This window comes from Frigoribacterium faeni, from assembly GCF_011761235.1.
GTDB classification, from domain to species: Bacteria; Actinomycetota; Actinomycetes; order Actinomycetales; family Microbacteriaceae; genus Frigoribacterium; species Frigoribacterium faeni_A.
The window spans coordinates 159,969-186,324 of the sequence record NZ_JAAOYW010000003.1; the positions used below are offsets into that span (position 1 = coordinate 159,969).

The following is a 26,356-nucleotide window of genomic DNA, read 5'->3' on the forward strand; positions in this document are numbered from 1 at the left end:
TCGATTTGGACGGGCCTGCATCTCGTGATAAGTTTCTTCTCGTGCCGCGGGGTGGAGCAGTTCGGTAGCTCGCTGGGCTCATAACCCAGAGGTCGTAGGTTCAAATCCTGCCCCCGCAACCAACGCGTCACCACAGAAGCCCTGACCACTCGGTCAGGGCTTCTGTCGTTCCCGGGGCTGTGTCGTTACGAGGCCCGTGTCGTTCCCCGGGCCCCTGTCGTTCTCGGACACGACGTCCCTCGCGCCGAGCGGTCGCGCTGTGCCAGGGTGAGCACGTGTCCGGACTCGCCGTCGTCGTCGCACCCGACTCCTTCAAGGGGAGCGCGGGCGCCGCAGCGGTCGCCGCCGCCCTCGCCCGGGGCTGGCGCTCGGCGCGGCCCGACGACGTCCTCACCGAGCTCCCCCTGGCCGACGGGGGCGAGGGCACCCTCGACGCGCTCGAGGCCGCCCTGCCCGGGTGCGTGCGCCACCACCTCGAGGTCCCGGGGCCGGACGGGCGGCCGGTGGGCGCCTCCTGGATCGTGCTGCCCGACGGCACGGCCGTGGCCGAGCTGGCCTCGGCGAGCGGCCTCGGCCTGCTCTCCGAGCCCTTGCCCTACGACGCGCACACGCGCGGGCTCGGCCGGGTGCTCGCCGCGGCCCTCGACGCCGGCGCGACGCGACTGGTCGTCGGGCTCGGCGGCAGCGCCTCGACCGACGGGGGAGCCGGAGTGCTCGTCGAGCTCGGCGCGCGCCTCCTCGACTCGCTGGGCGAGCCCGTCCGGGACGGCGCGCACGGCCTCGTCGAGGCTGCCCGCATCGACCTCACGGGCCTGCGGCCGCTGCCCGAGGGCGGCGTCGTGGCCTGGACCGACGTCACGGCGCCGCTGTTCGGGGCGACCGGGGCCGCCGCCGTCTTCGGGCCGCAGAAGGGCGCCGGGCCCGACGACGTCCTGGCCCTGGACCGGTCGCTGCGCGCCTTCGCGGACCTCGTCGACGTCGACCCTGGCACGCCGGGCGCCGGGGCCGCGGGCGGCACGGGCTTCGGCCTGCTCGTCTGGGGAGCGTCGCTCGTCTCGGGCGCCGCCGCGGTGTCGGAGGCCGTGGGCCTCGACCGCCTCGTCGCGGGGGCGGACCTCGTCGTCACCGGGGAGGGGCGGTTCGACGCGCAGACGGCGGGAGGCAAGCTCGTGTCGTGGGTCGCCTCCTCGGCCCGTGCCCACGAGGTGCCGGTCGCGCTCGTCGCCGGTCAGGTGCAGGCGGGCACAGAGGGGTTCGTCGACGTCGTGTCCACGTCCGACCTCGCCGGGGGCGCGGCCGCCTCGCAGGCCGAGCCCGAGCGGTGGCTCGAGGCGGCCGGGGCGCGGCTGGCCGAGCAGGCGGGCCGGGGCGACGCGGGGGACCGCGCCGCGCGGTGACCGGTCCGCGGCGGACGGGCGCACCCGCGGCCGGCTCCCGGCGACGCCTACGCCGAGGCTGACGCTGATGGCGACGGCCGAGCCGAGGAGGCGCGGCGCAGGCCCGTCAGACACTCAGGCCCGTCAGACGCGCAGGCCCGCCAGCCCGCGTGCGGCCCGCTCGAGCACCTCGGTGCGCTTGCAGAACGCGAACCGGATGCGGCTCGCGTGCTCGGCCGCCGCCTCCTCGTGGCAGAACGCGCTGACGGGCACGCCGACGACGCCGGCCAGCTCGGGCAGGCGCCGGCAGAGGTCGGCGGCGTCGTCGAAGCCGAGGGGGGCCGCGTCGGCGACGACGAAGTAGCCGCCGCGTGAGGGCGCGACCGAGAAGCCCGCGGCGAGGAGCCCCTCGGTCAGCAGCTCGGCCTTGCGCTGGAGGCCGGCGGCGAGCTGCCGGTACCACTCGTCGGGCAGGCCGAGCCCGACCGCGATCGCCGGCTGGAACACCGAGCCGTTGACGAAGGTGAGGTACTGCTTGACCGTCAGCACGCGGGACACGAGGTGCTCGGGCCCGGTGAGCCAGCCGATCTTCCAGCCCGTGGTGCTGAAGGTCTTGCCGCCGCTCGAGATGCTCAGGGTCCGCTCGGCGGCGCCGGGCAGCGTCGAGAGCGGCACGTGGGCGGCGCCGTCGAAGAGCAGGTGCTCGTAGACCTCGTCGGTGACGACGACCGCGTCGTGCTGTCGCGCGAGGTCGACGATCAGCTGGCGGGTCGCCGCGTCGAGCACGGTCCCGGTCGGGTTGTGCGGGTCGTTCACCACGACCAGGGCGGTGCGGGACGAGAACGCCGCCCGCAGCTCGTCGTGGTCGACGACGAACTCCGGCCCGTGCATCGCCACCGTGCGGTGCACCCCGCCCGCGAGGCCGACGAGGGCGCCGTAGGCGTCGTAGAAGGGCTCGAGCGTCACGACCTCGTCGCCGTCGTCCACCAGCGCGAGGATCGTCGCGGCGAGGGCCTCGGTCGCGCCGGCCGTCACGAGCACCTCGCGCGCCGGGTCGAGGTCGATCCCGTAGAACCGCCGCTGGTGCTCGGCGACGGCGTCGAGCAGCTCGGGCACGCCGCGGCCGGGCGGGTACTGGTTGCGACCGGCGTCGAGGGCGGCGTGCGCGGCGTCGAGCACGGCCCGGGGCCCGTCCTCGTCGGGGAACCCCTGGCCCAGGTTCACGGCGCCGGTGCGCGCGGCGAGCGCCGACATCTCGGCGAAGATCGTCGGCGCCGCGCGTCCCGTCTCGTCGAGCAGCATGGCGCCGCGGGCGGCTCGTTCCCAGGGGGCAGGTCCAGTCATGGTGCTGTCACCGTACCCGGACGAGGGTCCCGCCCCGCGGTCCCCGGCGGGCTCACGTCAGCGGACCCATAAGCTGGCCGCAGCCCGCTCCCAGGCGGGTCTTATGCGCTGCACAGCTTGCACGACGAGTCTGGCGGGGCTTGGAAGGAGCACACCCTCATGAACGAGACCCCCCGAGGCGCGGACGACCACGTCGGCCCCGACCGTGAGCACGACGCCGACGCGACCCGCGAGGTGCCGACGACCGGGGGCCCGGCCGAGGAGGCGCGGGTCGACCAGGCGTCGCCCGCCGACCGCCCCGAGACCACCGCGCCCGCTCCGCGCGCCGACCAGCCGGGCGTGACGTTCGGCGCCCCGCCCCTGCCCGGCAGCACCCCGGGCTCCCTCGCCGGCTCCGGGTCGCGTGCCGAGGACGGCCGTCCCGCGCCGCAGCAGCCGGGCGCGCAGCAGCAGCAGCCCACGGCGTACGGCCAGCCCACGGGGCAGCAGGGCTCCTCCGCCCAGCACGGCTCGGACCCGCAGCAGCCGTCGTACCCGCAGCAGGGCTCGCACCAGCAGCAGGGCTCGTACCCGGGCGCAGGGTCGTACCCGCAGACCGCCGGACAGCAGCAGCCGGGGTTGTACCAGCAGCCGTCGTCGTACGCCCAGCCGTCGTCGTACGCCCAGCCGCAGTCGTACGCCCAGCCGCAGTCGTACGCGCAGCCGCAGTCGTACGCGCAGCCGTCGTCGTACGCCCAGCCCGCGTCGTCGCAGCAGCCCGCGTCGTACCAGCAGCCGTCGTCGTACGCCCAGGCCGGGTCGTACCCCCAGTCCGGCGGCCCGCAGCCGGGCTCCCACCAGCAGGCCTCGTCGCAGGCGTCGACCGACGCCTTCGGCCGTCCCGTCGCCGGTGGCGCCGCCCAGGGCGCCGCGGCGTGGGCCCCGCCCTCCTCGACCGCGACCAAGCGTCGCGGCGGCAAGGGCGTGCTCGCGGCTGCGCTCGCCGTCGGCCTCATCGCCGGCGGGGCGCTCGGCGGCGTCGTCGGGGGAGTCGTGGCCGACGGCCGCGGCACCACGTCGGCCTCGAGCGGGCCGTCCCGCGAGCTCACGGTCAACGACTACGACGACGCCACCGCGATCACGGCCGTGGCGGCCAAGGCGACGCCGTCCGTCGTGACGATCAACGTCGCGAGCGGGTCGTCCGGCGGCACCGGCTCGGGCGTCATCGTGTCGGCCGACGGCTACATCGTGACGAACACCCACGTCGTCACGCTCGACGGGGCCAGCGCGTCCGGCACGGTGACCGTCACCCTCAGCGACGGCAACATCCTGCCCGCCGACGTCGTCGGCCTCGACCCCACCGTCGACCTCGCGGTGCTGAAGGTCGACGCCACGGGGCTCAAGCCCATCACCTTCGCCGACTCGTCCGACCTGAACGTCGGCGACACGGCCGTGGCCATCGGCGCCCCGCTCGGGCTGTCGAACACCGTGACCGACGGCATCATCTCGACCCTGAACCGCAGCATCACCGTCCAGTCGTCCGCGGCGCCGACCGACGGCAGCGACCAGGGCGAGCAGGGCGACAACAACGGCCAGGGACCGTTCTCGTTCAACAACGGCGACGGCGGCACGCAGAACCAGGCGAGCAGCGTCATCTCCCTGCCCGTGATCCAGACGGACGCGTCGATCAACCCCGGCAACTCGGGCGGCGCGCTCCTCGACGCCAAGGGCGACCTGATCGGCCTCAACGTCGCGATCGCGAGCTCGGGCTCGTCCTCGGGCAGCATCGGCGTCGGCTTCTCGATCCCGTCCGCGCTCGTGCAGCGCGTCTCGAAGGAGATCATCGCGAACGGCAGCGCCACCCACGGCCTGCTGGGCGCGAGCGTCGACGACGCGGCGACGGCGCAGGGCGCCGACCGGGTCGGCGCGCTGATCGTCGAGATCAGCCCCGACGGCGCCGCCCAGGACGCCGGGCTGCGCGCCGGCGACGTCGTCACCGAGTTCAACGGCATCGCGGTCACCAGCCGCACCGACCTCACCGCCCAGGTGCGGTTCCTGGCGGGCGGCGCCACGGCCGACCTCACCTACGTGCGCGACGGCAAGGAGGCGACCGCCCAGGTCACGCTCGGCACGCTGACGAGCTGATCCTCGCGGACGACGCGGCTCCTCCTCAGGGCGGGTCGGGGCACCTCGTGCCCCGGCCCGCCCTGTCGCCTTGGTAGGCTCGCCGAGATCACGAGAGGCCCCGGCCTCGACCCACAGCGCGACAGCGCCGCATCCCGAGGCCCCTCCATGACCTTCCCCGACAGCCCGGCGCCCGGCGTGTCCTACGTCATGCCCGTGCTCAACGAGGAGCGCGACATCCGGGCCGCCGTCGAGAGCCTGGTCGACCAGGACTACGAGGGCCCGTTCGAGGTCCTGCTCGCCCTCGGGCCGAGCGTCGACCGCACCGACGAGGTCGTCGCCGAGATGTCGGCCGCCGACCCGCGCATCCGCAGCCTGCCGAACCCCCTGGGCTCCACCCCGGCGGGCCTCAACGTGGCCATCCGGGCCAGCGTGCACCCGATCACCGTCCGCGTCGACGCGCACTCGGTGCTGCCCCGCGACTACACCCGCCTCGCCGTCGAGGCGCTGCGCCGCAGCGGCGCCGACAACGTCGGCGGCATCATGCTCGCCGAGGGCCGCACGCCGTTCGAGAAGGCCGTCGCCCGCGCCTACGGCAGCCGGGTCGGCCTCGGCGGCACGCCCCACCACGTCGGAGGCGAGGAGGGGCCGGCCGAGACCGCGTACCTGGGCGTGTTCCTGCGCCACCGCCTCCTCGAGGTCGGGCTCTTCGACGAGGGCGTCAAGCGCGGACAGGACTGGGAGCTCAACCGCCGCCTGCGCGCCACGGGGGGCACCGTCTGGTTCACGCCCGAGCTCGTCGTGACCTACCGGCCGCGGCCCAGCCTCCGCAAGCTCGCACGGCAGTTCGTCGCCACGGGCCTCTGGCGCGGCGAGCTCGCCCGCCGGTTCCCGAAGGCGAACACGCTGCGCTACCTCGTGCCGCCGGCGATGGTGCTCGGGGTCGCCCTGGGCCTGCTCGCGGGCGTCGTCGGGCTCGTCGGCCTGGCGACCGGCACGGCCGCGGCCTGGGCCCTGGTCGGCCTCGTCGTCCCCGGCTTCTACCTGCTGTTCGTCGTGCTGGCCGCGCTGCTGGCCGCGCGGGGCGACGACCTCCGCACGCGGCTGTGGTTTCTCGTAGTCTTGCCTTCCATCCACTTCGGCTGGGGGCTCGGCTTCGTGGCGGGGTTCCTCGACCTGACGGGCAACATCACCGCCCACACGGGGAGATAGCGACGCCATGACCGCGGTGCCCACGCGTCCCACGTCCATCGCCGAGCTGCGACGGGTGGCCCAGCCGCCCGAGGTGCGCAGCCGCGCCAACGCCGAGCACTGGACGGCCTCGCTCTACCTCCGCGACGTGTCGCCGTACCTCACGTGGTGGCTGCTGAAGACGAGCGTCACCGCGAACGGCGTCACGGGGCTCATGATCCTCACCGGCTGGGCGACCGCGGCGGCGCTGCTCGTGCCCGGCCTCGGAGGCGCGGCCCTGGCCCTCGTGCTCGGTCAGCTGCAGATGCTCGTCGACTGCTCCGACGGCGAGGTCGCGCGGTGGCGCGGCACGAGCTCGCCGGCGGGCGTGTTCCTCGACAAGGTCGGCCACTACTCGACCGAGGCCCTCATCCCGGTCGTGCTCGGCGTGCGGGCGGCCGGGTTCCCGTTCGACGTGCCCGCCGACTGGCTGTGGACGACGCTCGGCACGGCCCTCGCCCTCGTCGTCGTGCTCAACAAGGCGCTCAACGACATGGTGCACGTCGCCCGCGCGAACGCCGGGCTGACCCGCCTCGAGGACAAGCGCGGGGGAGCGACCGTGCCGAGCGGCCGCCTCCTCTCCCGGCTGCGCTCCGCGGCGCGGTTCGTGCCGTTCCACCGCCTGTACCACTCGGTCGAGCTGACCATGCTGGCCTTCGTCGCCGCCCTGGTGGGCCTGGTCGTCGGCGAGCCGACGGCCGACCGCGTCCTCGTGTCCGTCCTGCTGCCGCTCTCGGTGCTCGCCCTCGTCGGCCACTTCGTGGCCATCATGGCGTCGAAGCGGGTCCGCTCCTGAGCGCGTCGCCGCCCCGGGTCGGCGTCGTCAGCCTCACCCAGGGCCGCCGACCGGACGACCTGCGTCGCGGCCTCGAGAGCGTCCTCGCCCAGGTCGGCGTCGAGGTCGACGTCGTGTGCGTCGGCAACGGCGGCGGGCCGGGGCCGGTGCCCGAGGGCGTCCGGGTGGTCGTGCTGCCCGAGAACGTCGGCATCCCCGCGGGCCGCAACCGCGGCGTCGAGCACGTGACGGGCGACTGGCTGTTCTTCCTCGACGACGACGCCAGCGTCCCGTCCTCGACGTTCCTCGCCGACGCCGTCGCGCTGATGGAGCGCGAGGGCGACGTCGGGCTCGTGCAGCCCCGGGTCGTGGACGCGTCGGGGGCGACGTCGCCCCGGCGCTGGATCCCGCGACTGCGCAAGGGCGACGCCGCGACGTCGAGCGACGTGTTCTCGGTCTGGGAGGGCGCGACCGTGATGCCCCGCACCGTCTTCGACGCCTGCGGGGGATGGGGCGAACCGTACTTCTACGCCCACGAGGGCATCGAGCTCGCCTGGCGCGTCTGGGCCCAGGGCCTGCGGGTCCGCTACGAGGGCGGCCTGGTAGCGCACCACCCGGCCATCGACCCGGCCCGCCACGCCGAGTACCACCGCCTCAACGCACGCAACCGGGTGTGGCTCGCCAAGCGCAACCTGCCGTGGCCGCTCGTGCCGCTCTACGTCGGCAGCTGGACCGCCGTCCAGGTGCTGCGCTGGGCGCGGACGCCCGCGCGCCTCCGTGCCTGGTTCGGCGGGTGGGCCGAGGGCTGGCGCACGTCGCCGGGCGGCCGGCGGTCCGTCGGCTGGGCGACGGTGCTCCGCATGTCCAGGGCCGGCCGACCACCGGTGATCTAGCCTGGACGGGCTCGACGCGCGACGGTCGTCGGGCGTCTCAGCACACCAGGAGGACCCTTCGTGCCCTTGATACGGGATCTCTCGCTCGCCCGGGGACTCGCCGTCCGCGCCCTCCGGTCGCGGCGACAGCGCCGCCGTCTGGACCGGCTCGGCGACACGGGTCGCGAGCCGGCCCCGGGCACGGTCCGCGTGGCCGTCTACTTCGCCGACACGACGGTGAACATGTACCAGATCCGACAGTGGTACGCGCCGCTGGCCCACCTCGCGCAGACGGTGCCGGTGGCCATCGTGGCCCGGTCGCCCGGAGCGATGCTGGCGCTGCTCGACGAGTCCCCGGTGCCGGTCGTCTACGCGCGGCAGGTCGTCGACCTCGAGGCGTTCGTCGAGTCCCACCCCCTCGCGATGACCCTGTACGTGAACCAGAACGCCAAGAACTTCCAGATGATGCGCTACGGGCGCATGTGGCACGTCTTCGTCAACCACGGCGAGAGCGACAAGATGTACATGACCACGAACCAGTTCAAGGCCTACGACTACGCGTTCGTCGCCGGCGACGCCGCCCGGGCCCGGCTCGAGGCCGTCCTGTGGGACTACGACCTCGACCGGCGCACCGTGGCCATCGGGCGGCCGCAGGCGGACCACGCCTCCGGCCGCCCGCCCTTCGAGCCCGACGGCCGCGTCGTCGTGCTGTACGCGCCGACGTGGGAGGGCGACCGCCCGGCGGCGACCTACGGCTCGATCGCCACCCACGGGGTGCCGCTGGTCGAGGCGCTGCTGGCCTCGGGGCGGCACCGGCTCGTCTACCGGCCGCACCCGCGCAGCGGCGTCGTCGACCGCGACTACCGTCGGGCGCACGAGGCCGTCGTGGCGGCCGTCGAGGCCGCGAACGCGGCGGACCCGGGCGCGGGCCACGTCTACGACACCAGCCCCCAGCTCGACTGGCAGCTCTCGGCCGCCGACGTCGCGATCACCGACATCTCGGCGATGGTCTACGACCGCCTGGCCACCGGCAAGCCCCTCGTGGTGACCCGGCCCGCGTCGGGCGAGGCCGACGTCGACGAGCGCGGCTACCTCGGGGCGGCGGAGTGGCTCGAGGCGGGCGACGCCTCGCGCGTCGTCGAGGTCGTCGACCGCGTCCGCGACGACCCCGAGGCGCTGGCCCGCCTCGACCACTGGGTGCGCCGGCACTTCGGCGACACGACCCCGGGGGCCGCGACCGCGCGCTTCGAGGAGGCGGTCCACCGGCTCGTCGAGCGGCGCGACGACTTCGCCCGACGCGAGGGCGGCGGGGCGCACGAGGCGGAGGGCACCGAGAGCAGGTGATGAGTCACCTGTTCCACAGCACCTGTGCCGCATCATCCAGGCGCTTGGCATCTGGAGTTGTACCGCTGGGGAGCGTATCCATGAGGTATGCCCGAGCCGACTTCTCCTGCCGCCCTGCTCTTCGGTGAACGTGTCCGCGAGGAGCGGCTCCGCCTCGGCCTGAGCCAGGACGAGGTCGCCCACCTCGCGGGGATGAACGTGTCGAACTACGGCAAGATCGAGCGCGGCGTGGGCAACCCGGTGCTGCACACGATCGTGCGCCTCGCGGCCGTGCTCGGGGTCGACCCCGCGGTGCTCGTGGGCGGCATGTCCGCCGACCACCTGCCGCCGGTGCTCGAGACGTTCTCGGCGGCCGACTACGTCGCCGAGCGCCGGGCACGGTCGGCTAGAAGCTGAACCGCCAGAGGTACTCTTCGCGGGTGGGCCGGAACCACCGCACCACGGCGATCGAGCTGGTGACGAGCTCGGGCCCGATGACGCTCACCGACATCGACTCGCCGGGCTGCAGCGCGGCGGTCGACACCGGGACGAGCAGGCCCGACCCCAGCAGGGTGACGCGCAGGCCCGACACGGTCTCGGGGCCGTCGTTGACGAGCCGGAGCACGCGGGGCCCGCGCGAGCGGTCGAGGCGGAAGGGGACGCGGTAGGCGGTGGGTGCTGTCACGGACATGGCCAGAGGCTAGGTCCGACCCCCGACCTCTCCCTCCGCGCCCTGGGGGCGAGGGGTGGTCCGGGGAGGGCGCACGGGGCGACGAGCCTGTGCGGGCCCGGGCCGGGAGGCCCTCGCCGGCGTCAGGCCCGCAGCTCGATCGGGAACGAGGCGGGGGCGGGGCCGAAGGCGTCGCGGGCGCTCGTCACGACCTTGCGGCCGAGCAGGTGGTTGCCGGTGCCGCCGACGACCGCGCCGACGCCGAAGGGCACGGCCCGGCCGAGCACCGTGGCGGTCTGGGAGGCGGCGAACCGGCGCACGAAGTGCTTGCGCACCGTGTCGGTCAGGCCGCTGATTGCGGTCTTGGGCAGCTTCTGCGTGACGAGCTCGCCCCAGAACGCGCTGCGGGCGGGGGCGGTGCCGAGGGCCTCGCCGGCGAACTGCCGGACGAGCGTCGCCCCGGGCGCGCCCATCATCATCGTCATGACGAGCGCCCGGGCACGCTCGGGGTCGGTGACGGCGATGCCGTGCACCTCGGTGACCGACTGGGCGAAGAGGGCGCTGGCCTCGAGGAACCCGGCCGTCTCGACGCCCGACAGGGCCAGCGAGACGCCCCAGCCGACGCCGGGGATGACGGCGCTCGCCCCGACGGCCGCGCCGCCCGACGTGACGGCCGTGAGGTACTCGCGCTCGAGGATGCGGATCAGCTTGGCCGGGTCGGCCTTGCGGTGGCGGCGTCGGAGCGCGGCGACGTGCTTGACGACCACGGGGCGCTGGACGGCGAGGAGGCGGTCGAGGCGGCGCAGCCACGGCGAGTCCGCCGTCACGGCGTCGTCGGGCGCGGGGCGCAGCGACTCGGGGGAGGTGCTGCCGGGTGCGGTGCCGACGAGGGCGTCGGCGGCGGGACGGGGCGAGACGTGGCGGTCGTGCATCCGTGGATGCTACGCCGCGGGCCGGGGAGGATGGTCGGAGGAGTACCGGGCCAGGGCTTCGTCGAGGGGGCCGTCGAAGACGAGCTCGCCCTTGTCGAGGTAGAGCCCCCGGGCGCAGAAGCGCTTGAGGTCGCGTTCGTTGTGCGAGACGAGGAACAACGTGCGGCCGTCCGCGAGCATCTGCTCGATCCGCGCGTAGCACTTCTCGCGGAACGCCTTGTCGCCGACGGCGAGCACCTCGTCGACGAGGATGACGGGCTCCTCGAGGCGGGAGATCACCGCGAAGGCGACGCGCACCTTCATGCCGCTCGACAGGTGCTTGTAGGGGGTGTCCACGAACGCGGAGATCTCGGCGAAGTCGACGATCTCGTCGAAGCGATCGTCGATCTCGTGGCGCCGCATGCCGTGAAGGCCGGCCGTCAGGTACACGTTCTCGCGCACGGTGAGGTCGGCCACGAAGCCGCCGGTGATCTCGATCAGGGGAGCGACGCCTCCCGAGACGGTGACGCTGCCCGTGTCGGGCAGGATGACCTCGGCGACCAGCTTGAGCAACGTGGACTTGCCCTGGCCGTTGCGGCCCACGACGCCGATGGCCTCGCCGGGGCGCACCTCGAACGAGACGTCCCTCAGCGCCCAGAACTCGCCGGGCCGGGAGCGACGGCTCGAGTCGGAGAAGAGGTCCTTGAACGAGCGGCGGCCCCGGCGGTTGCGGCGGAACCGGATGCCGACGCCGTCGACGCGGATGACGGGCTCGGGCCCGGACGTCGGGGTCATCAGATCTCCTTCAGGACGGCGCGTTCGCTCGCCCGGAACACGCCCAGCCCGATCACGAGCAGCACGACGCACATGCCGGCGCCGACGAGCACCTCGAGCAGGTCGAGCTGCTCGGGGAAGAACGCCGCCCGGTAGAGGCCGAAGATGCCGCTCAGCGGGTTGAACGCGGCGAGGAGGTGCAGCTCGTCGGGCAGGTCCTGTGTGCCGTAGATGATGGGCGACGCGTAGAAGAGGAACCGCAGGGCCAGCTTGGTGGCGCGCTCGAGGTCGCGGAAGAACACGACCAGCGGGGCGACCACGAGGCCGACGCCCGCCACGAGCACGGTCTGCATGACCATGGCCACGGGCAGGAACACCACCTGCCAGTGCAGCTCGGCACGCCCGACGACGGCGAACAGGGCCAGGACCGGCAGGCTGAGGGCGAACTCGATGCCCTTGGAGCCGACGAGGCGGAACACCCAGATCGTGCGGGGGATCTTCGTCGAGCGGACCAGCTTGGCCTCGCGGATGAACGCCCGCGTGCTGTCCGACACGGCGCCGTTGAACCACATCCAGGGCAGCAGGCCGCTCAGCAGGAACACGATGTACGGGTCCTCGCCGACGGAGCGCTTGAAGACGACCTGGAAGACGAAGTAGTAGATGCCCGCCATGACGAGCGGGTCGAGGATCGACCACACGTAGCCGAGCGCCGACGTCGAGTACCGGACCTTGAGGTCGCGACTGGTCAGCAGCCACAGGGTCTGCCGGTAGCGCGCGGCACCGGTGCGCCGGGGGCGATCGGCCAGGGCTGTGCTCACGGGTGTCCTCGGTGTCGGGCGGTCACCCCGGCCGGAGGGCCGGACCGGCTCACACGAAGAGGTTCGCGCGCTCCAGGTCCTCGGCGAAGTCGACCTCGACGGCGTAGAGGTCGGAGATGTCCACGGGCTCACAGAGTAGCCCGTCCTGCTCGATCGCCAGTTCGATGCCGCGCTCGAAGTAGTCCTGCGCGTCGACCTTGGCGAGCTGGCGCACGAGGGCGGGCTTGTCGGCCTTCGAGACGAAGTTGATGCCGACGGCCTCGCCGAGGCCGCCCACGACCTGCTTCGAGAGCTGCGAGATGTAGCCCTCGGCGGTGGTCGTGTACTTGACCTCTTCGTCGGAGACCTTCGAGGTGTTGACCGTGACGAACGACTGCTCGTCGCGCACGAGGCGCGAGGCGCGGCGCAGCGCCTCGGGGTCGAAGACGACGTCGCCGTTCATCCAGAGCACGCCGCCCGAGGTGCTGGCACGCAGCGCGCGCAGCAGGCTCTTCGAGGTGTTGGTCTGGTCGTACTGCTCGTTGTAGACGAAGGAGGCGGTGGGGAACGCCTCGACGATGTGCTCGAACTTGTAGCCGACGACGACCGTGATGCGGGCGTCGGGCCCGAACGCCGAGCGGATGTTGTCGAACTGCTGCTGCATGATCGTGCGGCCGTCGCTGAGCTCGGTCAGCGCCTTCGGCAGGGAGCGCCCGAGGCGGCTGCCCAGGCCGGCGGCCAGGATCACGATCTGGGGGGAGGTGCTGTCTGTCTTGCTCACGTCTGTCTCCTCGTGGGGCTGACTGTCTGCCTGTCGTGCCGTGCCGGCCGTGGTGAGGGCCGTCGCGGTGCGCCGCCTCGACGCCGGATCGGTGATCCGTGGGGCGGGCCCCGGGTCTGGACAGGTGCTGGGTCGTGCCCCGGGAGGTGCGGTCGGGCGCCGTCTGTGGCGCCCCTCCGTCTGGTGTTCGGGCGGCGTTCACCCTCGGGACTCGATGTGGACACGTCGTCGTGCTCGGCCAGACTACCGCGCGGGGCGCCGGATGGGCAGGTCCCTTCGCAGTCGTGTCCCTTTCGTGATGGGGGCAGGGCGGGCGTGCCGGGGGCCCGCGCTTGGTACGGTGGTGCGATGGCTTCCGCGCGCGACGACCAGGAGGGTGCCCGGCACCCCGACGAGCCGACGAGCAGCGGTGGGGACACGGTTCACCAGGGGGACGACATGGACGACGAGGCGACGCCGACGACCGCACCCGAGGGGGTGGCGTCGGCCGACTCGTCCGGCGAGCAGGAGGCGGGCCGCGCCCGCCCCGCCGGTGCAGGAGGCGCCGCCTCCGCCGCGAGGAACGCCCGCCCCGCCCCGAAGCGCAAGCCCGCCGCCACGCGCACGGCCGCCGACCGCTCGGCAGCCGCCAAGAAGGCGGCCGCCACCCGCGCCGCCAACGCCCGGGCACGTGCGGCCGCGGCCGCCGCCGCCGCCGCGGAGGAGGCCGCCGCCGCCGAGGCGGCCGCCCAGCAGGCAGCGGCCGCCGAGCAGGTCGTGGCCGACCTCGACGCGTCGGCCGAGGGCGACGCACAGGACGTCGTCGCCGAGGGCGCCCCCGCCGAGGCGACGGACGCCGACACGGCGGCGGACCCCGAGGCGGACGTGGAGACCCAGTCGGAGACCGACGCCGAGGCGGACACGGACGCCGACACGGTCGCGGACGCGGACGCGGACGCCGACACCGACACCGACACCAACACCCGCTCCGACGTCGACGGCGACGCGGTCGCCGCCGTCGAGCCACCGGCCGACGCGGAGGACGCGGGCGAGACCGAGACCGAGGCCGACGAGGCCGACCCCGAGGCGACGGCCGGTGCCGACGGCGACGCGACCGACCTCGACGCCGAGGCGGCGCCTCCTGCGGTCGACGGAGAGCGCCCCGTCGTCCTCGCCATCAAGGGCATCGCCAAGCGCTACGGCGCCACGGTCGCCGTCGAGGGCGTCGACCTCGAGGTGCGGGCCGGGTCGTTCTACGGCATCGTCGGCCCCAACGGCGCGGGCAAGACCACGACGCTCTCGATCGTCACCGGCCTGCTGCGCCCGGACGAGGGCACGGTGTCCGTGCTCGGCTCCGACGTGTGGGACGACCCCGCGGCGGCGAAGCGCGCCCTCGGGGTGCTGCCCGACCGCCTCCGGCTCTTCGACCGCCTCACGGGCGCCCAGCTGCTGTACTACTCCGCCACCCTCCGCGGGCTGGACGGCGCGACCGCCCGCAAGCGGTCCGCCGACCTCGCCGCCGCCTTCGGGCTGCAGGACGCCCTCGGCCGTCTCGTGGCCGACTACTCGGTCGGCATGACGAAGAAGATCGCGCTGGCCGCGGCCGTCATCCACTCGCCCCGCGTGCTCGTGCTCGACGAGCCGTTCGAGTCGGTCGACCCGGTCTCGGCCGCCACCGTCACCGACGTGCTGCAGCGCTACGTCGCCGGCGGCGGCACGGTGCTGCTCTCGAGCCACAGCATGGACCTCGTCGAGCGCATCTGCGACAGCGTGGCGGTGATCGTCGACGGGCACGTGCTCGCCAGCGGCACCGTCGACGAGGTCAGGGCGGGCCGCTCGCTCGAGCAGACGTTCGTCGAGCTGGCCGGCGGCCGGGCCGTCACGGAGGGCATGGAATGGTTGCAGAGCTTCTCCGACTGAGGCTCCAGACGATCGCCAACACGGTGCGGCACGAGCCGCGTCGCCTGCTGATCACGGTCGTCTCGGTCCTCCTCGTCCTCGGCGCCTCGCTCGCCGTCTCCGCGCTCGCGGGCTCGCTGCGCGACGACCCGCTCTCCGACGTGCGCGCCCTGGTCGTCGGGGGCGGGGCCCTCGTCGTCGTCGGCTACAGCGTGCTGCCCTTCTCGCGCGTCCGGCCCCCGTGGAGCGACCCGCGCCGGCTCGCCGTCCTCGGCGTGCCCGAGGGGGCGGCCGCGATCGGCCTCGCCCTGGGCGGCGCGATCGGGCTGCCCGTGCTCGCCCTCGTCGCCGTGGCCCCCGGCTACGTCCGGTCGTGGGGAGAGGGGCAGGGCATCGCCTCCCTCGCGGTCGTCTCGGTGGTGCTGGCCGGCCTCACGGCCTACCTCGCGTCCCTGGTCGCCGCCACGGTCAACAGCGTGGTGCTCACGACGCGGCGGGCCCGGCAGTTCCTCGTCGCGGGCGCCGTCGTGGTCGCGGTGCTGCTCGTGCCGCTGGTCGTCGACCTGGTGCGCGCGTCCCTGCCGGGCGGCACGAGCCGGGGCGTCGTCGCCGACGTCCTCGCCTGGACGCCCTTCGGGGCGGCCCTCGCCGTGCCCGGCCACGCCGCCGTCGGCGAGACGGGCCGCGTCGTCGCCGACCTCGTCGTCGCGGTGCTCACCCTCGTCGCCCTCTGGGTCGCCTGGCGCGCCCTCGTCGCGCGGGCCTTCGTCGACCAGCCCGAGCCCGACGTGGCCGACGACGCGGCGGGCCTCGGCTGGTTCGAGTTCGTGCGCGCCACCCCGACCGGCGCCGTGGCCGGCCGCAGCCTGACCTACTGGATGCGCGACGCCCGCTACCGCATGTCGCTCGTCATCATCCCGATCCTCCCGCTGCTCGTGGTGCCGCTCGGCATCGCCGGCATCAGCTGGCACTGGCTCGCGCTCGTGCCCGTGCCCCTCATGTGCCTCATCCTCGGGTTCCTGCCGCACAACGACGTCGCCTACGACAGCACGGCCCTCTGGCTGCACGTCGCGGCCGGCACGCGGGGCCTGGCCGACCGGGCGGGGCGACTGGCGCCTCCTCTGCTGCTCGGCGTGCCGCTCGTGGTGCTCGGCTCGGTCGTCGCGACCTGGCTCTTCGGCGACTGGGGCGCGCTGCTGCCCGAGATCGGCGTCTCGGCCGGTCTGCTGCTCAGCGGCCTCGGGCTCTCGAGCGTGATGTCGGCGGCCATGCCGTACGCCGCGGTCCGCCCGCACGACGACCCGTTCCAGCAGCCGCAGGCCCACGGCAGCGCCTCGGTCACCGCGCAGGTCACGATGATCGGCGGGGCCGTGCTGGCCACGTCGCCGTCGCTCTGGTTCGCCGGCCGCTACCTGCTCCAGGGGCAGGAGGGGGCCGACGTCATGTCGTTCCTCCTCGGCCTCGCGGCGGGGGTCGTCGTGCTGGTGGCCGGCGTGGCGATCGGCTCGCGGACCTTCACGCGGCGGGCGCCCGAGCTGCTGGCCTTCACCCTGCGCAGCTGACACCGACGACGTACCATTGTCGTCATGAGCGACACACAGACCGGCGGCGGACTCGACGTGCTGGACCGCGAGCTCGAGAAGCTCCTCAACGAAGATGCCGTCGACCCCGGCGACCACGAGCGCTTCTCGCACTACGTGAAGAAGGACAAGATCATGGAGTCGGCGCTGAGCGGCAAGCCCGTGAAGGCGCTGTGCGGCAAGAAGTGGACCCCGGGGCGCGACCCCGAGAAGTTCCCCGTCTGCCCGACCTGCAAAGAGGTCTACGAGAAGATGAAGTCCGAGTAGGGCCGCTGCCCGCTCACTCGTAGACGGTCGGCAGCACCGGGTCGCCGCGCCCGAGGCGGAACGCGCTCGGCGGCAGCTCGTGCACAGCGGCCGCGCGGTGCTCCCGGGCCCGCTGCACGCCCTGGGGGCCCGTCCAGCGCTCGTCCACGACGCCGTCGGTGACGAGGGGCACGAGGAGGCGCCGCTCGCCGTCGCCGGTCGACTCGCCCCCGATGCGCACCAGCTCGGTCGTCGCGACGCCGTCCACGAGCACGCGCACCGGCTCTTTGCGGCCTCCGACGGTCGCCTTGTCGGCCGACTTCTTCGCCACCGAGACCCACTCGCCGTCGGCGCCCTGGCGCGCGACGAGCTTGAACACCATGCCGGCGGCCGGGTGCCCCGAGCCCGACACCACGGAGGTGCCGACGCCGTAGCTGTCGACCGGCGCCGCCCGGAGCGCCGCGATCGTGTACTCGTCGAGGTCGTTCGTGACGGTGATCTTCGTGCCGGTCGCGCCGAGGTCGTCGAGCTGCTTGCGCACCTGCGAGACGAGCGCGGGCAGGTCGCCGCTGTCGATGCGGACGGCGCCGAGCCCCGTGCCGGCGACCTCGACGGCGGTGCGCACCGCGGTGGGGATGTCGTAGGTGTCGACGAGCAGCGTGGTGCCGGGGCCGAGGCTCGCCACCTGGGCCTCGAAGGCCTCGCGCTCGGTGTCGTGCAGCAGGGTGAAGGCGTGCGCGGCGGTGCCCATCGTGGGCACGCCCCAGGTGCGTCCCGCCTCGAGGTTGCTCGTGGCGCGGAAGCCGGCGATGTAGGCGGCGCGGGCCGCGGCGACCGCGCTGCGCTCGCCCGTGCGGCGCGACCCCATCTCGGCGAGGGGCCTGCCGTCGGCCGCCGACACCATGCGGGCCGCGGCGCTGGCCACGGCGGAGTCGTAGTTGAAGACGCTGAGCGCGAGGGTCTCGAGCAGCACGCCCTCGGCGAAGCTCGACTCGACCACCAGCAGCGGCGACCCCGGCAGGTAGACCTCGCCCTCGGCGTAGCCGCGGATGTCGCCCGAGAAGCGGTAGTCGGCCAGCCAGTCGACCGTGCGGTCGTCGACGACGTGCCCGTCGCGCAGCCAGGCCAGCTCGGCGTCGCCGAAGCGGAACCGGCTCAGCTCGGCGAGGAACCGACCCGTGCCGGCGACGAGGCCGTAGCGCCGTCCCTGCGGCAGGCGCCGGGCGAAGAGCTCGAACACGCTCTGCCGGTCGGCGGTGCCGGCCTTCAGGGCCGCCTCCACCATGGTGATCTCGTAGCGGTCGGTCAGCAGTGCACTGGTCACGTGCCCACACTAGGGGAGCGGCGGCGGTCGTGACCGGGGCGTCCGGGCTCGCCGCGCCTCCTTCCGGGTAGGCTCGTCGACCGTGACGGACGCACCCATCGGAGTCTTCGACAGCGGCGTGGGCGGGCTGACCGTCTCGCGGGCGATCATCGACCAGCTGCCCCGCGAGTCGGTGCTCTACGTCGGCGACACCGTCCACTCGCCGTACGGCCCGAAGCCCATCGCGCAGGTGCGCGAGTACGCCCTCGCCGTCATGGACGACCTCGTGGCCCAGGGCGTGAAGCTGCTCGTCATCGCCTGCAACACCGCCTCGGCCGCCGTGCTGCGCGACGCCCGTGAGCGCTACACCGAGGGGGCGGGCATCCCCGTCGTCGAGGTCATCCAGCCCGCCGTGCGCTCGGCCGTGGGCCAGACGCGGAACAAGCGCATCGGCGTCATCGGCACCGAGGGCACGATCCGCTCGCGCGCCTACGAGGACGCCTTCGCCGCCGCCGCCGACCTGCAGCTCTTCACGCAGGCCTGCCCGCGCTTCGTCGAGTTCGTCGAGGCCGGCGACACCTCGAGCCCCGAGCTGCGTGAGCTCGCCGCCGGGTACCTGGCGCCGCTGCGCGAGGCCGGCGTCGACACCCTCGTGCTCGGCTGCACGCACTACCCGCTGCTGTCGGCCGCCATCCAGTACGTGATGGGGCCGGAGGTGCGGCTCGTCTCGAGCGCGGACGAGACGGCCGCCGACGTGTACCGCACCCTCGTCGACCACGACCTCGAGGCGCCGGCGGGCAGCGTGCCCCGGTACGAATTCGAGGCGACGGGCGCCGACGAGGGCGGGTTCCTGCGGCTCGCGAAGCGGTTCCTCGGGCCCGAGGTGTCGCGCGTCGGCCACCTCGAGACCGGCGCCATCGAGCTGCCCGACGGCCTGCGCGCGGCCGGCCCGCGCGCCTGACCGGACCAGACCAGCCAGACCAGATCAGACCAGACCCGGCACGCCGGGCCCACCCGACCAGGGGAGACACCATGACCGACACCACCGACCTCGTCCGCGCCGACGGCCGCCGGGCCGACCAGCTGCGCCGCGTCACCATCGAGAAGGGCTGGAGCGCCCAGGCCGAGGGCAGCGCCCTCGTCTCGTTCGGCGACACCAAGGTGCTGTGCACCGCCTCCTTCACCAACGGCGTGCCGCGCTGGCTCGCCGGCAAGGGCAAGGGCTGGGTCACCGCCGAGTACGCGATGCTGCCGCGCGCCACCGGCTCGCGCAACGACCGCGAGAGCGTCAAGGGCAAGATCGGCGGCCGCACCCACGAGATCTCGCGCCTGATCGGCCGCAGCCTCCGCGCGGTCGTCGACACGAAGGCCCTGGGCGAGAACACGATCGTGCTCGACTGCGACGTGCTGCAGGCCGACGGCGGCACCCGCACGGCCGCCATCACGGGCGCGTACGTCGCCCTCGCCCAGGCGATCGAGTGGGGCCGCGAGAAGAAGTTCATCGGCCAGAAGGCCACCCCGCTGACCGACAGCGTCGCCGCCGTCTCGGTGGGCATCGTCGACGGCGTCCCGCTGCTCGACCTCGCCTACGTCGAGGACGTCCGCGCCGAGACCGACATGAACGTCGTCGTCACGGGCTCCGGCCTGTTCGTCGAGGTGCAGGGCACGGCCGAGGGCGCGCCCTTCGACCGCCGCGAGCTCGGCGAGCTGCTCGACCTGGCCGTCGCCGGGGGCGCCGACCTGACGCGCGTCCAGCAGGAGGTGCTGGGCGCGTGACGCAGGTCGTCATCGCCACGCACAACCAGGGCAAGGTGCGCGAGCTGCGGCTGCTGCTCGCCGAGACCGCGCCCGGCGTCGAGCTCGTCGCCTACGACGGCCCCGAGCCCGTCGAGGACGGCGACACCTTCGCCGCCAACGCGCTGATCAAGGCCCGGGCGGCGGCCGCCCACACCGGGCTGCCGGCGCTCGCCGACGACAGCGGCATCTCGGTGGACGCCCTGGGCGGGGCCCCCGGCATCCACTCGGCGCGGTACGCGGGCACCCGCGACGACGACGACAACATCGACCTGCTGCTGGCGAACCTCGTCGGGGCCGCCGACCGCTCGGCGCACTTCTCGTGCGCCGCGGCGCTCGTCGTGCCGGCGTCGGCGGACGGCTCGGTCGCCGCCCGCGAGCTGGTGGAGTACGGCGAGTGGCCGGGCACCGTGCTGGAGGCGCGGGTCGGCACGGGCGGGCACGGCTACGACCCCGTGTTCCGCGCCGACGGCGACGACCGCAGCGCGGCACAGCTCACGCCGGACGAGAAGAACGCGGTCAGCCACCGGTCGCGCGCGTTCCGGGCGATCGCCCCGCACGTGGCGGCGCTCGCCGGCTAGGGCGCGGCCGGCCGGTGGCCGGGCGGGCGGCACGACTCAGGACGCGGCCGGCCCGGGTTCCTGACCGGTGCACGGTGCAGGACCACCGCCTCCTGAACTGCACGGATCAGGACGCGCGTTCCTGAACGGGGAGAGGGACGGAGGGCGGGGGCGTCAGACCTGGGTCGGGGTGGGGCCGGTCGCGGGGGCGTCGGTGGCCGCGTCGGCGGCGAGCGGCTCGGCCTCCGCGGTGCCGTCGGCCTCGTGCTGCTTGGCCGTGTGCACCCCGTGGAGGTAGTGGATCGCCACGGGGATGACCGTCGCGAGCACGGCCCCGAGCAGGATCAGGTCGATGTAGGTGCTGACGAAGTCGGCGATCGGCGGGATGTGGCCGATGCCGAAGCCCAGCATCGTGACGCCGAAGCCCCAGACCAGGGCGCCGATGCCGTTGTAGAGCGAGTAGCGCCGGTAGCTCATGTGGCCGACGCCCGCCATGATCGGCGCGAAGGTGCGGACGACCGGGACGAAGCGGGCGATGATCACCGCGAGCGGCCCGAACCTCTCGAAGAAGGCGTTGGTGCGCTTGACGTTGGCCTTGCTGAAGAGCCCGCTCTCTTTCCGCTCGAAGATGCGCGGGCCGACCTTGTGGCCGATCAGGTAGCCGAGCTCGCCGCCCGCGAAGGCCGCGATGCCGATGAGGATCGCGATCAGCCAGATCGGCAGGCCGAGGGCGCCGGGGTTCGTGGCCGCGAGGATGCCCGTGATGATGAGCAGCGTGTCGCCGGGGAACAGGAACCCGATCAACAGGCCGGTCTCGGCGAACACGAGCAGGCAGACGCCGAGAACGGCCCACGGGCCGAACGCCGAGAGCAGGTACTCGGGGTCGAGCCACGAGATGGTCGCCAGGGGCAGCATGAGTCTCTTTCTGGAGTGCGAGCGTGCTCAGGCTACTCGTGCGGGAGAAGGGACTTGAACCCTCACGCCCGAAGGCACAGGAACCTAAATCCTGCGTGTCTGCCAGTTTCACCACTCCCGCGGGCAGACCGATCCTACCGAGGAGGAGCGGGTCGGCTCGTCAGCGCAGCTCGCGCGGCACGTGCGGCGAGTACCGCGGCACGTAGCGGAGCAGGATGACGGCGCCGACGAGGCCCAGCACGCCCATGACGCCGCTCGCGAGCGAGATCGACACGACGGCGGTGAGCCCCGAGATGAGCAGGGGCGCCGCCGCGCTGCCGGCGTCGCCGGTGAAGCGCCAGGCCCCGAGGAACGGCGCCGGGTCGGCCCGGTCGGCGAGGTCGGCCCCGAGGGTCATGAGGATGCCGCTGCCGATGCCGTTGGCGAGCGACATGAACATGGCGACGGCGACGAACCAGCCCACCCGGGCGTCGAGGTCGTGGGTGAGCGAGAGCGCCAGGTACGAGATCGACAGCCCGACCATCGAGGGCACGGCGCTCCACAGGCGGCCCCACCTGTCCATGATCTGGCCGCTCGTGTAGAACAGCGCGAAGTCGACGGCCCCGGCGATGCCGATGATGAGGGCGGTCTGGGGCGCGCTCACGCCGATGCTCACGGCCCAGAGCGGCAGGATCACCTGGCGCCCGGCGCGCATCGCGCCGATCAGGGCGGCCCCGCTGCCGAGCTTGACGAGGACGCCGCGGTGGCGGGCGAGCGTGCGGAACAGGCCCTCCGCCTCCTTCGCCACCGCCTCCTCGCCCGGGGTCGGGGCGTCGACGGGCGCCGCGGCGGCGGCCCGGCGCTCGCGGAGCACCTCGGACGGGTCCCGCAGCACGAGCAGCACGGCGGCGGCGCCGAGGCAGCCGGCCACGTGGATCCAGAACGCCGACTGCGTCGAGCCCGTCAGGTGGATCGTGCCGGCCGCGAGGAACGGCCCGACGAAGTAGCCGAGGCGGAAGACGCCGCCCAGGCTCGACAGCGCCCGCGCGCGCACCTCGACGGGCACGAAGCTGGTCATGAACGCGTGCCGGGCCAGGGCGAACACGGCGGTCGCGAGGCCGATCAGCAGCACGCCGCCGGCCAGCACCCACTCGTTGGGCGCGGCCACGCAGGTGAGCAGGCCGACGATGCTCACGAGGGCCGCCGAGATCATCGCCGTGCGCTCGCCGATGCGCGAGACGAGCCAGCCGCTGGGGACGTCGCCGATCAGCTCGCCGACGAGGATCAGCGCCGCGACGAACGCGGCGAAGGGCAACGACGCCCCGAGGTCGCTGGCGACGACCGGGATGATCGGGATGATCGCGCCCTCGCCGATGGCGAACAGCGCGGCGGGGAGGAAGGCCGACAGGGCGACGGACCGGAACGAGAAGGCGGGGGAGGGCGTCGACGTCATGGCACGAGCCACACTATGCCCGCCCGCGAGCGCGGCGCCCCCGCCGGGGGCGGCCCCCGGGTGCCTACACTTGACGGATGAAGATCCTCGCAGCGATGAGCGGCGGCGTCGACTCGGCGGTCGCCGCGGCCCGGGCGGTCGAGGCCGGCCACGACGTGGTCGGGGTGCACCTGGCCCTCAGCCGGATGCCCGGCACCCTCCGCACCGGCAGCCGCGGCTGCTGCACCATCGAGGACTCGATGGACGCCCAACGGGCCGCCGACGTCATCGGCATCCCCTACTACGTGTGGGACTTCTCCGAGCGGTTCAAGCTCGACGTCGTCGACGACTTCGTGGCCGAGTACGCCGCCGGGCGCACCCCCAACCCCTGCATGCGCTGCAACGAGCGCATCAAGTTCGCGGCGCTGCTCGAGAAGGCCCTCGCCCTCGGCTTCGACGCGGTCTGCACCGGGCACTACGCCACCATCGTCACCGACGACCAGGGCGGGCGCGAGCTGCACCGCGCCTCCGCCTGGGCCAAGGACCAGTCGTACGTGCTCGGCGTGCTCACCGCCGAGCAGCTGGCGCACTCGATGTTCCCGCTCGGGGCCACGCCGTCGAAGGCCGAGGTGCGCGCCGAGGCCGCCGCGCGCGGCCTGAGCGTCGCGGCGAAGCCCGACAGCCACGACATCTGCTTCATCCCCGACGGCGACACCCGCGGCTGGCTGGCCGAGCGCGTCGGCGCCGAGCCCGGCGACATCCTCGACCGCTCGGGCGAGGCCATCGGCACGCACCAGGGCGCGCACGCGTTCACGGTCGGCCAGCGCAAGGGCCTCGCCATCGGGTTCCCGTCCGACGACGGCAAGCCCCGCTTCGTGCTCGAGGTGCGTCCCGTCGACAACACGGTGGTCGTGGGCCCGAAGGAGGCGCTCGAGATCGCCGAGATCGCCGGCGCCTCGTACACGTGGGCCGGCCGCGCGCCGGTCGACCCCGCCACGGCGTTCGCCTGCGACGTCCAGATCAGGGCGCACGCCGACCCGGTGCCCGCGATGGCGCGAGTGTCGGTCGTCGAGGGTAGAACGGAGCTCGTGATCACTCCTGACGAGCCCCTCAGCGGCGTCGCCCCCGGGCAGACCGCCGTCGTCTACGTCGGCACCCGCGTGCTCGGCCAGTGCACCATCGACCGGACGGTCAGCGCCGTGCCGGTCAGTGCTGTCCCCGTCAGCGCTGCCCCCGTCAGCGCCGTCCCGGTCCCCGCGCCGTGAGCGACGAGGCGAGCGCCGAGGCCGTCGCCGCCGACGCCGTGCCCGAGACGACGCCCGACGACCTCGCCGCCGCCCGCGACGAGGTCGCCGGGCTGACCTCGCGCGTGCTCGAGCTGCGCGACCAGTACTACGAGGGCAACGCCTCGACGGCGTCCGACGCCGACTACGACGCCCTCGTGCGCCGCCTCGCCGAGCTCGAGGCCGCGCACCCCGAGCTGCTCACGGCCGACAGCCCGACGCAGACGGTCGGCGGGCGGGCCGAGACGACGCAGTTCGCCCCGGTCGAGCACGCCGAGCGCATGCTCAGCCTCGACAACGTCTTCAGCGACGACGAGCTGGCCGAGTGGGCGGGCAAGGTCGAGCGCGACGCCGGCGCCGAGCGCGTGCGGTTCCTCTGCGAGCTCAAGATCGACGGGCTCGCCATCAACCTCCGCTACGAGCACGGCGTGCTCGTCACGGCCGCGACCCGCGGCGACGGCGTCGTCGGCGAGGACGTCACGGGCAACGTGCTCACGATGGGCACCATCCCCGAGCGGCTCGCCGGGTCGGGCCACCCGCCGATCGTCGAGGTGCGCGGCGAGATCTTCTTCCCGGTCGCCGAGTTCGACCAGCTCAACGCCCGGCAGCGCGAGGCGGGCGAGCGCGTCTTCGCCAACCCCCGCAACGCCGCCGCCGGCTCGCTGCGGCAGAAGGCCGAGGGCAAGAGCCCCGAGAAGCGCGCCCTGATGGACGCCCGCCTGCGCAGCCTGCGCATGCTCGTGCACGGCATCGGCGCCTGGCCGGTGCGCGAGCTCGAGCGCGACACCGACGTGCACAGCCAGAGCGAGGTGTACGAGCTGCTCGCCTCGTGGGGGCTGCCGATCTCGACCCACTTCCGCGTGTACGACACCGTGCCCGAGGTTGCCGGGTTCATCCGCGACTACGGCGTGCGCCGCTCGAGCGTCGAGCACCAGATCGACGGCATCGTCGTCAAGGTCGACGACCTCGCGCTGCACGACGAGCTCGGCGCCACGAGCCGGGCGCCCCGCTGGGCGACCGCGTTCAAGTACCCGCCCGAAGAGGTCAACACCGAGCTGCTCGACATCGTCGTCAGCGTCGGCCGCACCGGCCGGGCCACGCCGTTCGCCGTCATGCGCAAGGTCGAGGTCGCGGGCAGCGAGGTGCGACAGGCCACGCTGCACAACCAGCAGGTGGTCAAGGCCAAGGGCGTGCTGATCGGCGACACCGTCGTGCTGCGCAAGGCCGGCGACGTGATCCCCGAGGTGCTCGGGCCGGTCGTCGAGCTCCGCGACGGCACCGAGCGCGAGTTCGTCATGCCGACCGAGTGCCCCGAGTGCGGCACCGTGCTCGCCCCCGCCAAGGAGGGCGACGTCGACCTGCGCTGCCCGAACGCCGAGAGCTGCCCCGCCCAGGTGCGCGGCCGCGTCGAGCACATCGCCTCCCGGGGCTCGCTCGACGTCGAGGGCCTCGGCGAGGTCGCCGCGGCGGCGCTGACGCAGCCCGTCGAGCCGTCGACCCCGCCGCTGCGCACCGAGGCCGGGCTGTTCGACCTCACGATGCGCGACGTGTTCCCCGTCAAGGTGGTCGTGCGCGACTCCGAGACGGGCATGGAGAAGCTCGAGGCCGACGGGCTGCCCAAGCTCGTCACGCCGTTCCGTCGTCGCCGCGCCAAGAAGGACGGCCTCTACGACCCCGACGCCGCCGAGTTCGCCGGCGACGAGACGAGCGTGCCCTCGAAGACGGCGATCGAGATGCTCGCCAACCTCGAGAAGGCGAAGACCAGCCCCCTGTGGCGCATCCTCGTCGGCCTCAGCATCCGCCACGTCGGTCCCGTGGCCGCTCGGGCCCTCGCGGGCCACTTCGGGTCGCTCGACGCCATCCGCGCCGCGAGCCGCGACGACCTGGCCGCCGTCGACGGCGTGGGCGGCATCATCGCCGACGCGCTGCGCGACTGGTTCGAGGTCGACTGGCACGTCGAGATCGTCGAGCGCTGGGCCGCCGCGGGCGTGCAGCTCAGCACACCCGACCACCCGGGGCCGGGCGCGGCCGTCGAGGCCGGGGGAGTCCTCTCGGGCCTCACCGTCGTCGCGACTGGCAGCCTCGAGGGCTTCAGCCGCGAGGGCGCCCAGGAGGCGATCCTCGCCGCGGGCGGCAAGGCCGGCAACAGCGTGAGCAAGAAGACCGACTTCGTCGCCGCCGGACCAGGCGCCGGGTCGAAGCTCACGAAGGCCGAGCAGCTCGGCGTGCGCATCATCGACGCGGCCGAGTTCGCTGTCCTCATTAAGGAGGGCCCAGCGGGGCTGCCTGTTCCCGTTTCGGGGGACGACCAGCCCCCCGAGTGACGAAATCCCTGGTCAGGAGGCGGGTCGCGCTCGTAGGATGAGGGCGCGCATCGACCAGGACTGTAGGGGGTCGTGGCTCAGGTGCGCACGAGGGGGAAAGACCCGA

Annotated in this window: 24 protein-coding genes and 2 tRNA genes; 16 read left to right on the forward strand and 10 right to left on the reverse strand. The window is 73.8% G+C overall.

Features of this window, described 5'->3' with window-relative positions; all coding sequences use genetic code 11:
* Positions 1–45: 45 nt before the first annotated feature.
* A tRNA-Met gene (locus tag FHR78_RS12840) sits at positions 46–122 on the forward strand.
* Between the two features lie 153 nt (positions 123–275).
* Positions 276–1,397, forward strand: coding sequence for a glycerate kinase (locus FHR78_RS12845; RefSeq protein WP_166760939.1), 1,122 nt, complete (start codon positions 276–278; stop codon positions 1,395–1,397).
* A 123-nt stretch (positions 1,398–1,520) separates the two neighbouring features.
* Here the strand turns inward: FHR78_RS12845 and FHR78_RS12850 are convergent, their stop codons facing one another.
* Positions 1,521–2,720 (reverse strand): aminotransferase class I/II-fold pyridoxal phosphate-dependent enzyme, encoded by a 1,200-nt coding sequence (locus FHR78_RS12850; RefSeq protein ID WP_166760940.1) that lies wholly within the window; start codon positions 2,718–2,720, stop codon positions 1,521–1,523.
* Positions 2,721–2,879: 159 nt separating this feature from the next.
* Between FHR78_RS12850 and FHR78_RS12855 the strand changes: the two genes are divergently transcribed.
* The 6 genes from FHR78_RS12855 (at position 2,880) to FHR78_RS12880 (ending at position 9,440) form a co-directional block, all read left to right on the forward strand.
* The gene (locus FHR78_RS12855; protein ID WP_208393212.1) at positions 2,880–4,844 is read left to right on the forward strand and encodes a S1C family serine protease; all 1,965 of its coding nucleotides are present in this window, start codon (positions 2,880–2,882) and stop codon (positions 4,842–4,844) included.
* Between the two features lie 147 nt (positions 4,845–4,991).
* Positions 4,992–6,035: a glycosyltransferase family 2 protein gene (locus FHR78_RS12860; RefSeq protein WP_166760941.1), complete on the forward strand. Its 1,044-nt coding sequence runs from the start codon at positions 4,992–4,994 to the stop codon at positions 6,033–6,035.
* Positions 6,036–6,042: 7 nt separating this feature from the next.
* On the forward strand, positions 6,043–6,849 hold the full coding sequence (locus FHR78_RS12865) for a CDP-alcohol phosphatidyltransferase family protein (protein ID WP_166760942.1): 807 nt from the start codon (positions 6,043–6,045) through the stop codon (positions 6,847–6,849).
* On the forward strand, positions 6,846–7,721 hold the full coding sequence (locus FHR78_RS12870) for a glycosyltransferase family 2 protein (protein ID WP_166761170.1): 876 nt from the start codon (positions 6,846–6,848) through the stop codon (positions 7,719–7,721). The genes FHR78_RS12865 and FHR78_RS12870 overlap by 4 nt, the downstream gene beginning before the upstream one ends.
* Positions 7,722–7,781: 60 nt before the next feature.
* Positions 7,782–9,044, forward strand: coding sequence for a CDP-glycerol glycerophosphotransferase family protein (locus FHR78_RS12875; protein ID WP_166760943.1), 1,263 nt, complete (start codon positions 7,782–7,784; stop codon positions 9,042–9,044).
* An 87-nt stretch (positions 9,045–9,131) separates the two neighbouring features.
* Positions 9,132–9,440 carry a helix-turn-helix domain-containing protein gene (locus tag FHR78_RS12880; RefSeq protein ID WP_166760944.1) on the forward strand — a complete coding sequence of 103 codons (309 nt, stop codon included), beginning with the start codon at positions 9,132–9,134 and terminating at the stop codon, positions 9,438–9,440.
* Here FHR78_RS12880 and FHR78_RS12885 read toward each other — a convergent pair.
* The 5 genes from FHR78_RS12885 to FHR78_RS12905 form a co-directional block, all read right to left on the reverse strand.
* Complete coding sequence (locus tag FHR78_RS12885; RefSeq protein WP_166760945.1) at positions 9,430–9,714, reverse strand: hypothetical protein; 285 nt, start codon at positions 9,712–9,714, stop codon at positions 9,430–9,432. The two genes, FHR78_RS12880 and FHR78_RS12885, sit on opposite strands and share 11 nt — an antisense overlap.
* 122 nt (positions 9,715–9,836) lie before the next feature.
* Complete coding sequence (locus FHR78_RS12890; RefSeq protein WP_243862565.1) at positions 9,837–10,625, reverse strand: hypothetical protein; 789 nt, start codon at positions 10,623–10,625, stop codon at positions 9,837–9,839.
* Positions 10,626–10,634: 9 nt separating this feature from the next.
* The gene (locus FHR78_RS12895; RefSeq protein ID WP_166760946.1) at positions 10,635–11,399 is read right to left on the reverse strand and encodes an ABC transporter ATP-binding protein; all 765 of its coding nucleotides are present in this window, start codon (positions 11,397–11,399) and stop codon (positions 10,635–10,637) included.
* Positions 11,399–12,196, reverse strand: a complete 798-nt coding sequence (locus FHR78_RS12900; protein WP_166760947.1) for an ABC transporter permease — start codon at positions 12,194–12,196, stop codon at positions 11,399–11,401. The genes FHR78_RS12895 and FHR78_RS12900 overlap by 1 nt, the downstream gene beginning before the upstream one ends.
* A 49-nt stretch (positions 12,197–12,245) precedes the next feature.
* Positions 12,246–12,956 (reverse strand): phosphocholine cytidylyltransferase family protein, encoded by a 711-nt coding sequence (locus FHR78_RS12905; RefSeq protein ID WP_347878204.1) that lies wholly within the window; start codon positions 12,954–12,956, stop codon positions 12,246–12,248.
* Positions 12,957–13,304: 348 nt separating this feature from the next.
* Here FHR78_RS12905 and FHR78_RS15690 point away from each other — a divergent pair, with 348 nt between their 5' ends.
* From FHR78_RS15690 to FHR78_RS12920, 3 genes are read left to right on the forward strand one after another with little or no spacing between them, the layout of a single operon-like run.
* A complete protein-coding gene (locus FHR78_RS15690) occupies positions 13,305–14,855 on the forward strand; it encodes an ABC transporter ATP-binding protein (protein WP_347878205.1) in 1,551 nt (516 codons plus the stop codon).
* Positions 14,831–16,396 carry an ABC transporter permease gene (locus tag FHR78_RS12915; RefSeq protein ID WP_166760948.1) on the forward strand — a complete coding sequence of 522 codons (1,566 nt, stop codon included), beginning with the start codon at positions 14,831–14,833 and terminating at the stop codon, positions 16,394–16,396. Before FHR78_RS15690 ends, FHR78_RS12915 begins: the two co-directional genes overlap by 25 nt.
* Positions 16,397–16,420: 24 nt before the next feature.
* The gene (locus FHR78_RS12920; RefSeq protein WP_166760949.1) at positions 16,421–16,681 is read left to right on the forward strand and encodes a DUF3039 domain-containing protein; all 261 of its coding nucleotides are present in this window, start codon (positions 16,421–16,423) and stop codon (positions 16,679–16,681) included.
* 13 nt (positions 16,682–16,694) lie between these two features.
* Here FHR78_RS12920 and FHR78_RS12925 read toward each other — a convergent pair whose 3' ends face one another.
* On the reverse strand, positions 16,695–17,984 hold the full coding sequence (locus FHR78_RS12925; protein WP_166760950.1) for a nicotinate phosphoribosyltransferase: 1,290 nt from the start codon (positions 17,982–17,984) through the stop codon (positions 16,695–16,697).
* Between the two features lie 82 nt (positions 17,985–18,066).
* Between FHR78_RS12925 and murI the strand changes: the two genes are divergently transcribed.
* The 3 genes from murI to FHR78_RS12940 all read left to right on the forward strand — a co-directional run bounded on the left by murI (position 18,067) and on the right by FHR78_RS12940 (position 20,338).
* Positions 18,067–18,924 carry a glutamate racemase gene (gene murI, locus FHR78_RS12930; protein WP_166760951.1) on the forward strand — a complete coding sequence of 286 codons (858 nt, stop codon included), beginning with the start codon at positions 18,067–18,069 and terminating at the stop codon, positions 18,922–18,924.
* Positions 18,925–18,995: 71 nt separating this feature from the next.
* On the forward strand, positions 18,996–19,739 hold the full coding sequence (gene rph / locus FHR78_RS12935) for a ribonuclease PH (RefSeq protein WP_166760952.1): 744 nt from the start codon (positions 18,996–18,998) through the stop codon (positions 19,737–19,739).
* The gene (locus FHR78_RS12940) at positions 19,736–20,338 is read left to right on the forward strand and encodes a non-canonical purine NTP pyrophosphatase (protein WP_166760953.1); all 603 of its coding nucleotides are present in this window, start codon (positions 19,736–19,738) and stop codon (positions 20,336–20,338) included. The genes rph and FHR78_RS12940 overlap by 4 nt, the downstream gene beginning before the upstream one ends.
* A 153-nt stretch (positions 20,339–20,491) precedes the next feature.
* Here the strand turns inward: FHR78_RS12940 and FHR78_RS12945 are convergent, their stop codons facing one another.
* From FHR78_RS12945 to FHR78_RS12955, 3 genes are all read right to left on the reverse strand, one after another.
* Complete coding sequence (locus tag FHR78_RS12945; RefSeq protein WP_166760954.1) at positions 20,492–21,232, reverse strand: DedA family protein; 741 nt, start codon at positions 21,230–21,232, stop codon at positions 20,492–20,494.
* Between the two features lie 39 nt (positions 21,233–21,271).
* Positions 21,272–21,353 (reverse strand) — tRNA-Leu (locus tag FHR78_RS12950).
* A 39-nt stretch (positions 21,354–21,392) separates the two neighbouring features.
* Positions 21,393–22,664, reverse strand: coding sequence for an MFS transporter (locus tag FHR78_RS12955; RefSeq protein ID WP_166760955.1), 1,272 nt, complete (start codon positions 22,662–22,664; stop codon positions 21,393–21,395).
* A 77-nt stretch (positions 22,665–22,741) separates the two neighbouring features.
* Between FHR78_RS12955 and mnmA the strand changes: the two genes are divergently transcribed.
* Complete coding sequence (gene mnmA, locus FHR78_RS12960) at positions 22,742–23,908, forward strand: tRNA 2-thiouridine(34) synthase MnmA (protein ID WP_166760956.1); 1,167 nt, start codon at positions 22,742–22,744, stop codon at positions 23,906–23,908.
* Positions 23,905–26,250 carry an NAD-dependent DNA ligase LigA gene (gene ligA, locus FHR78_RS12965; protein ID WP_166760957.1) on the forward strand — a complete coding sequence of 782 codons (2,346 nt, stop codon included), beginning with the start codon at positions 23,905–23,907 and terminating at the stop codon, positions 26,248–26,250. The genes mnmA and ligA overlap by 4 nt, the downstream gene beginning before the upstream one ends.
* Positions 26,251–26,356 lie beyond the last annotated feature (106 nt).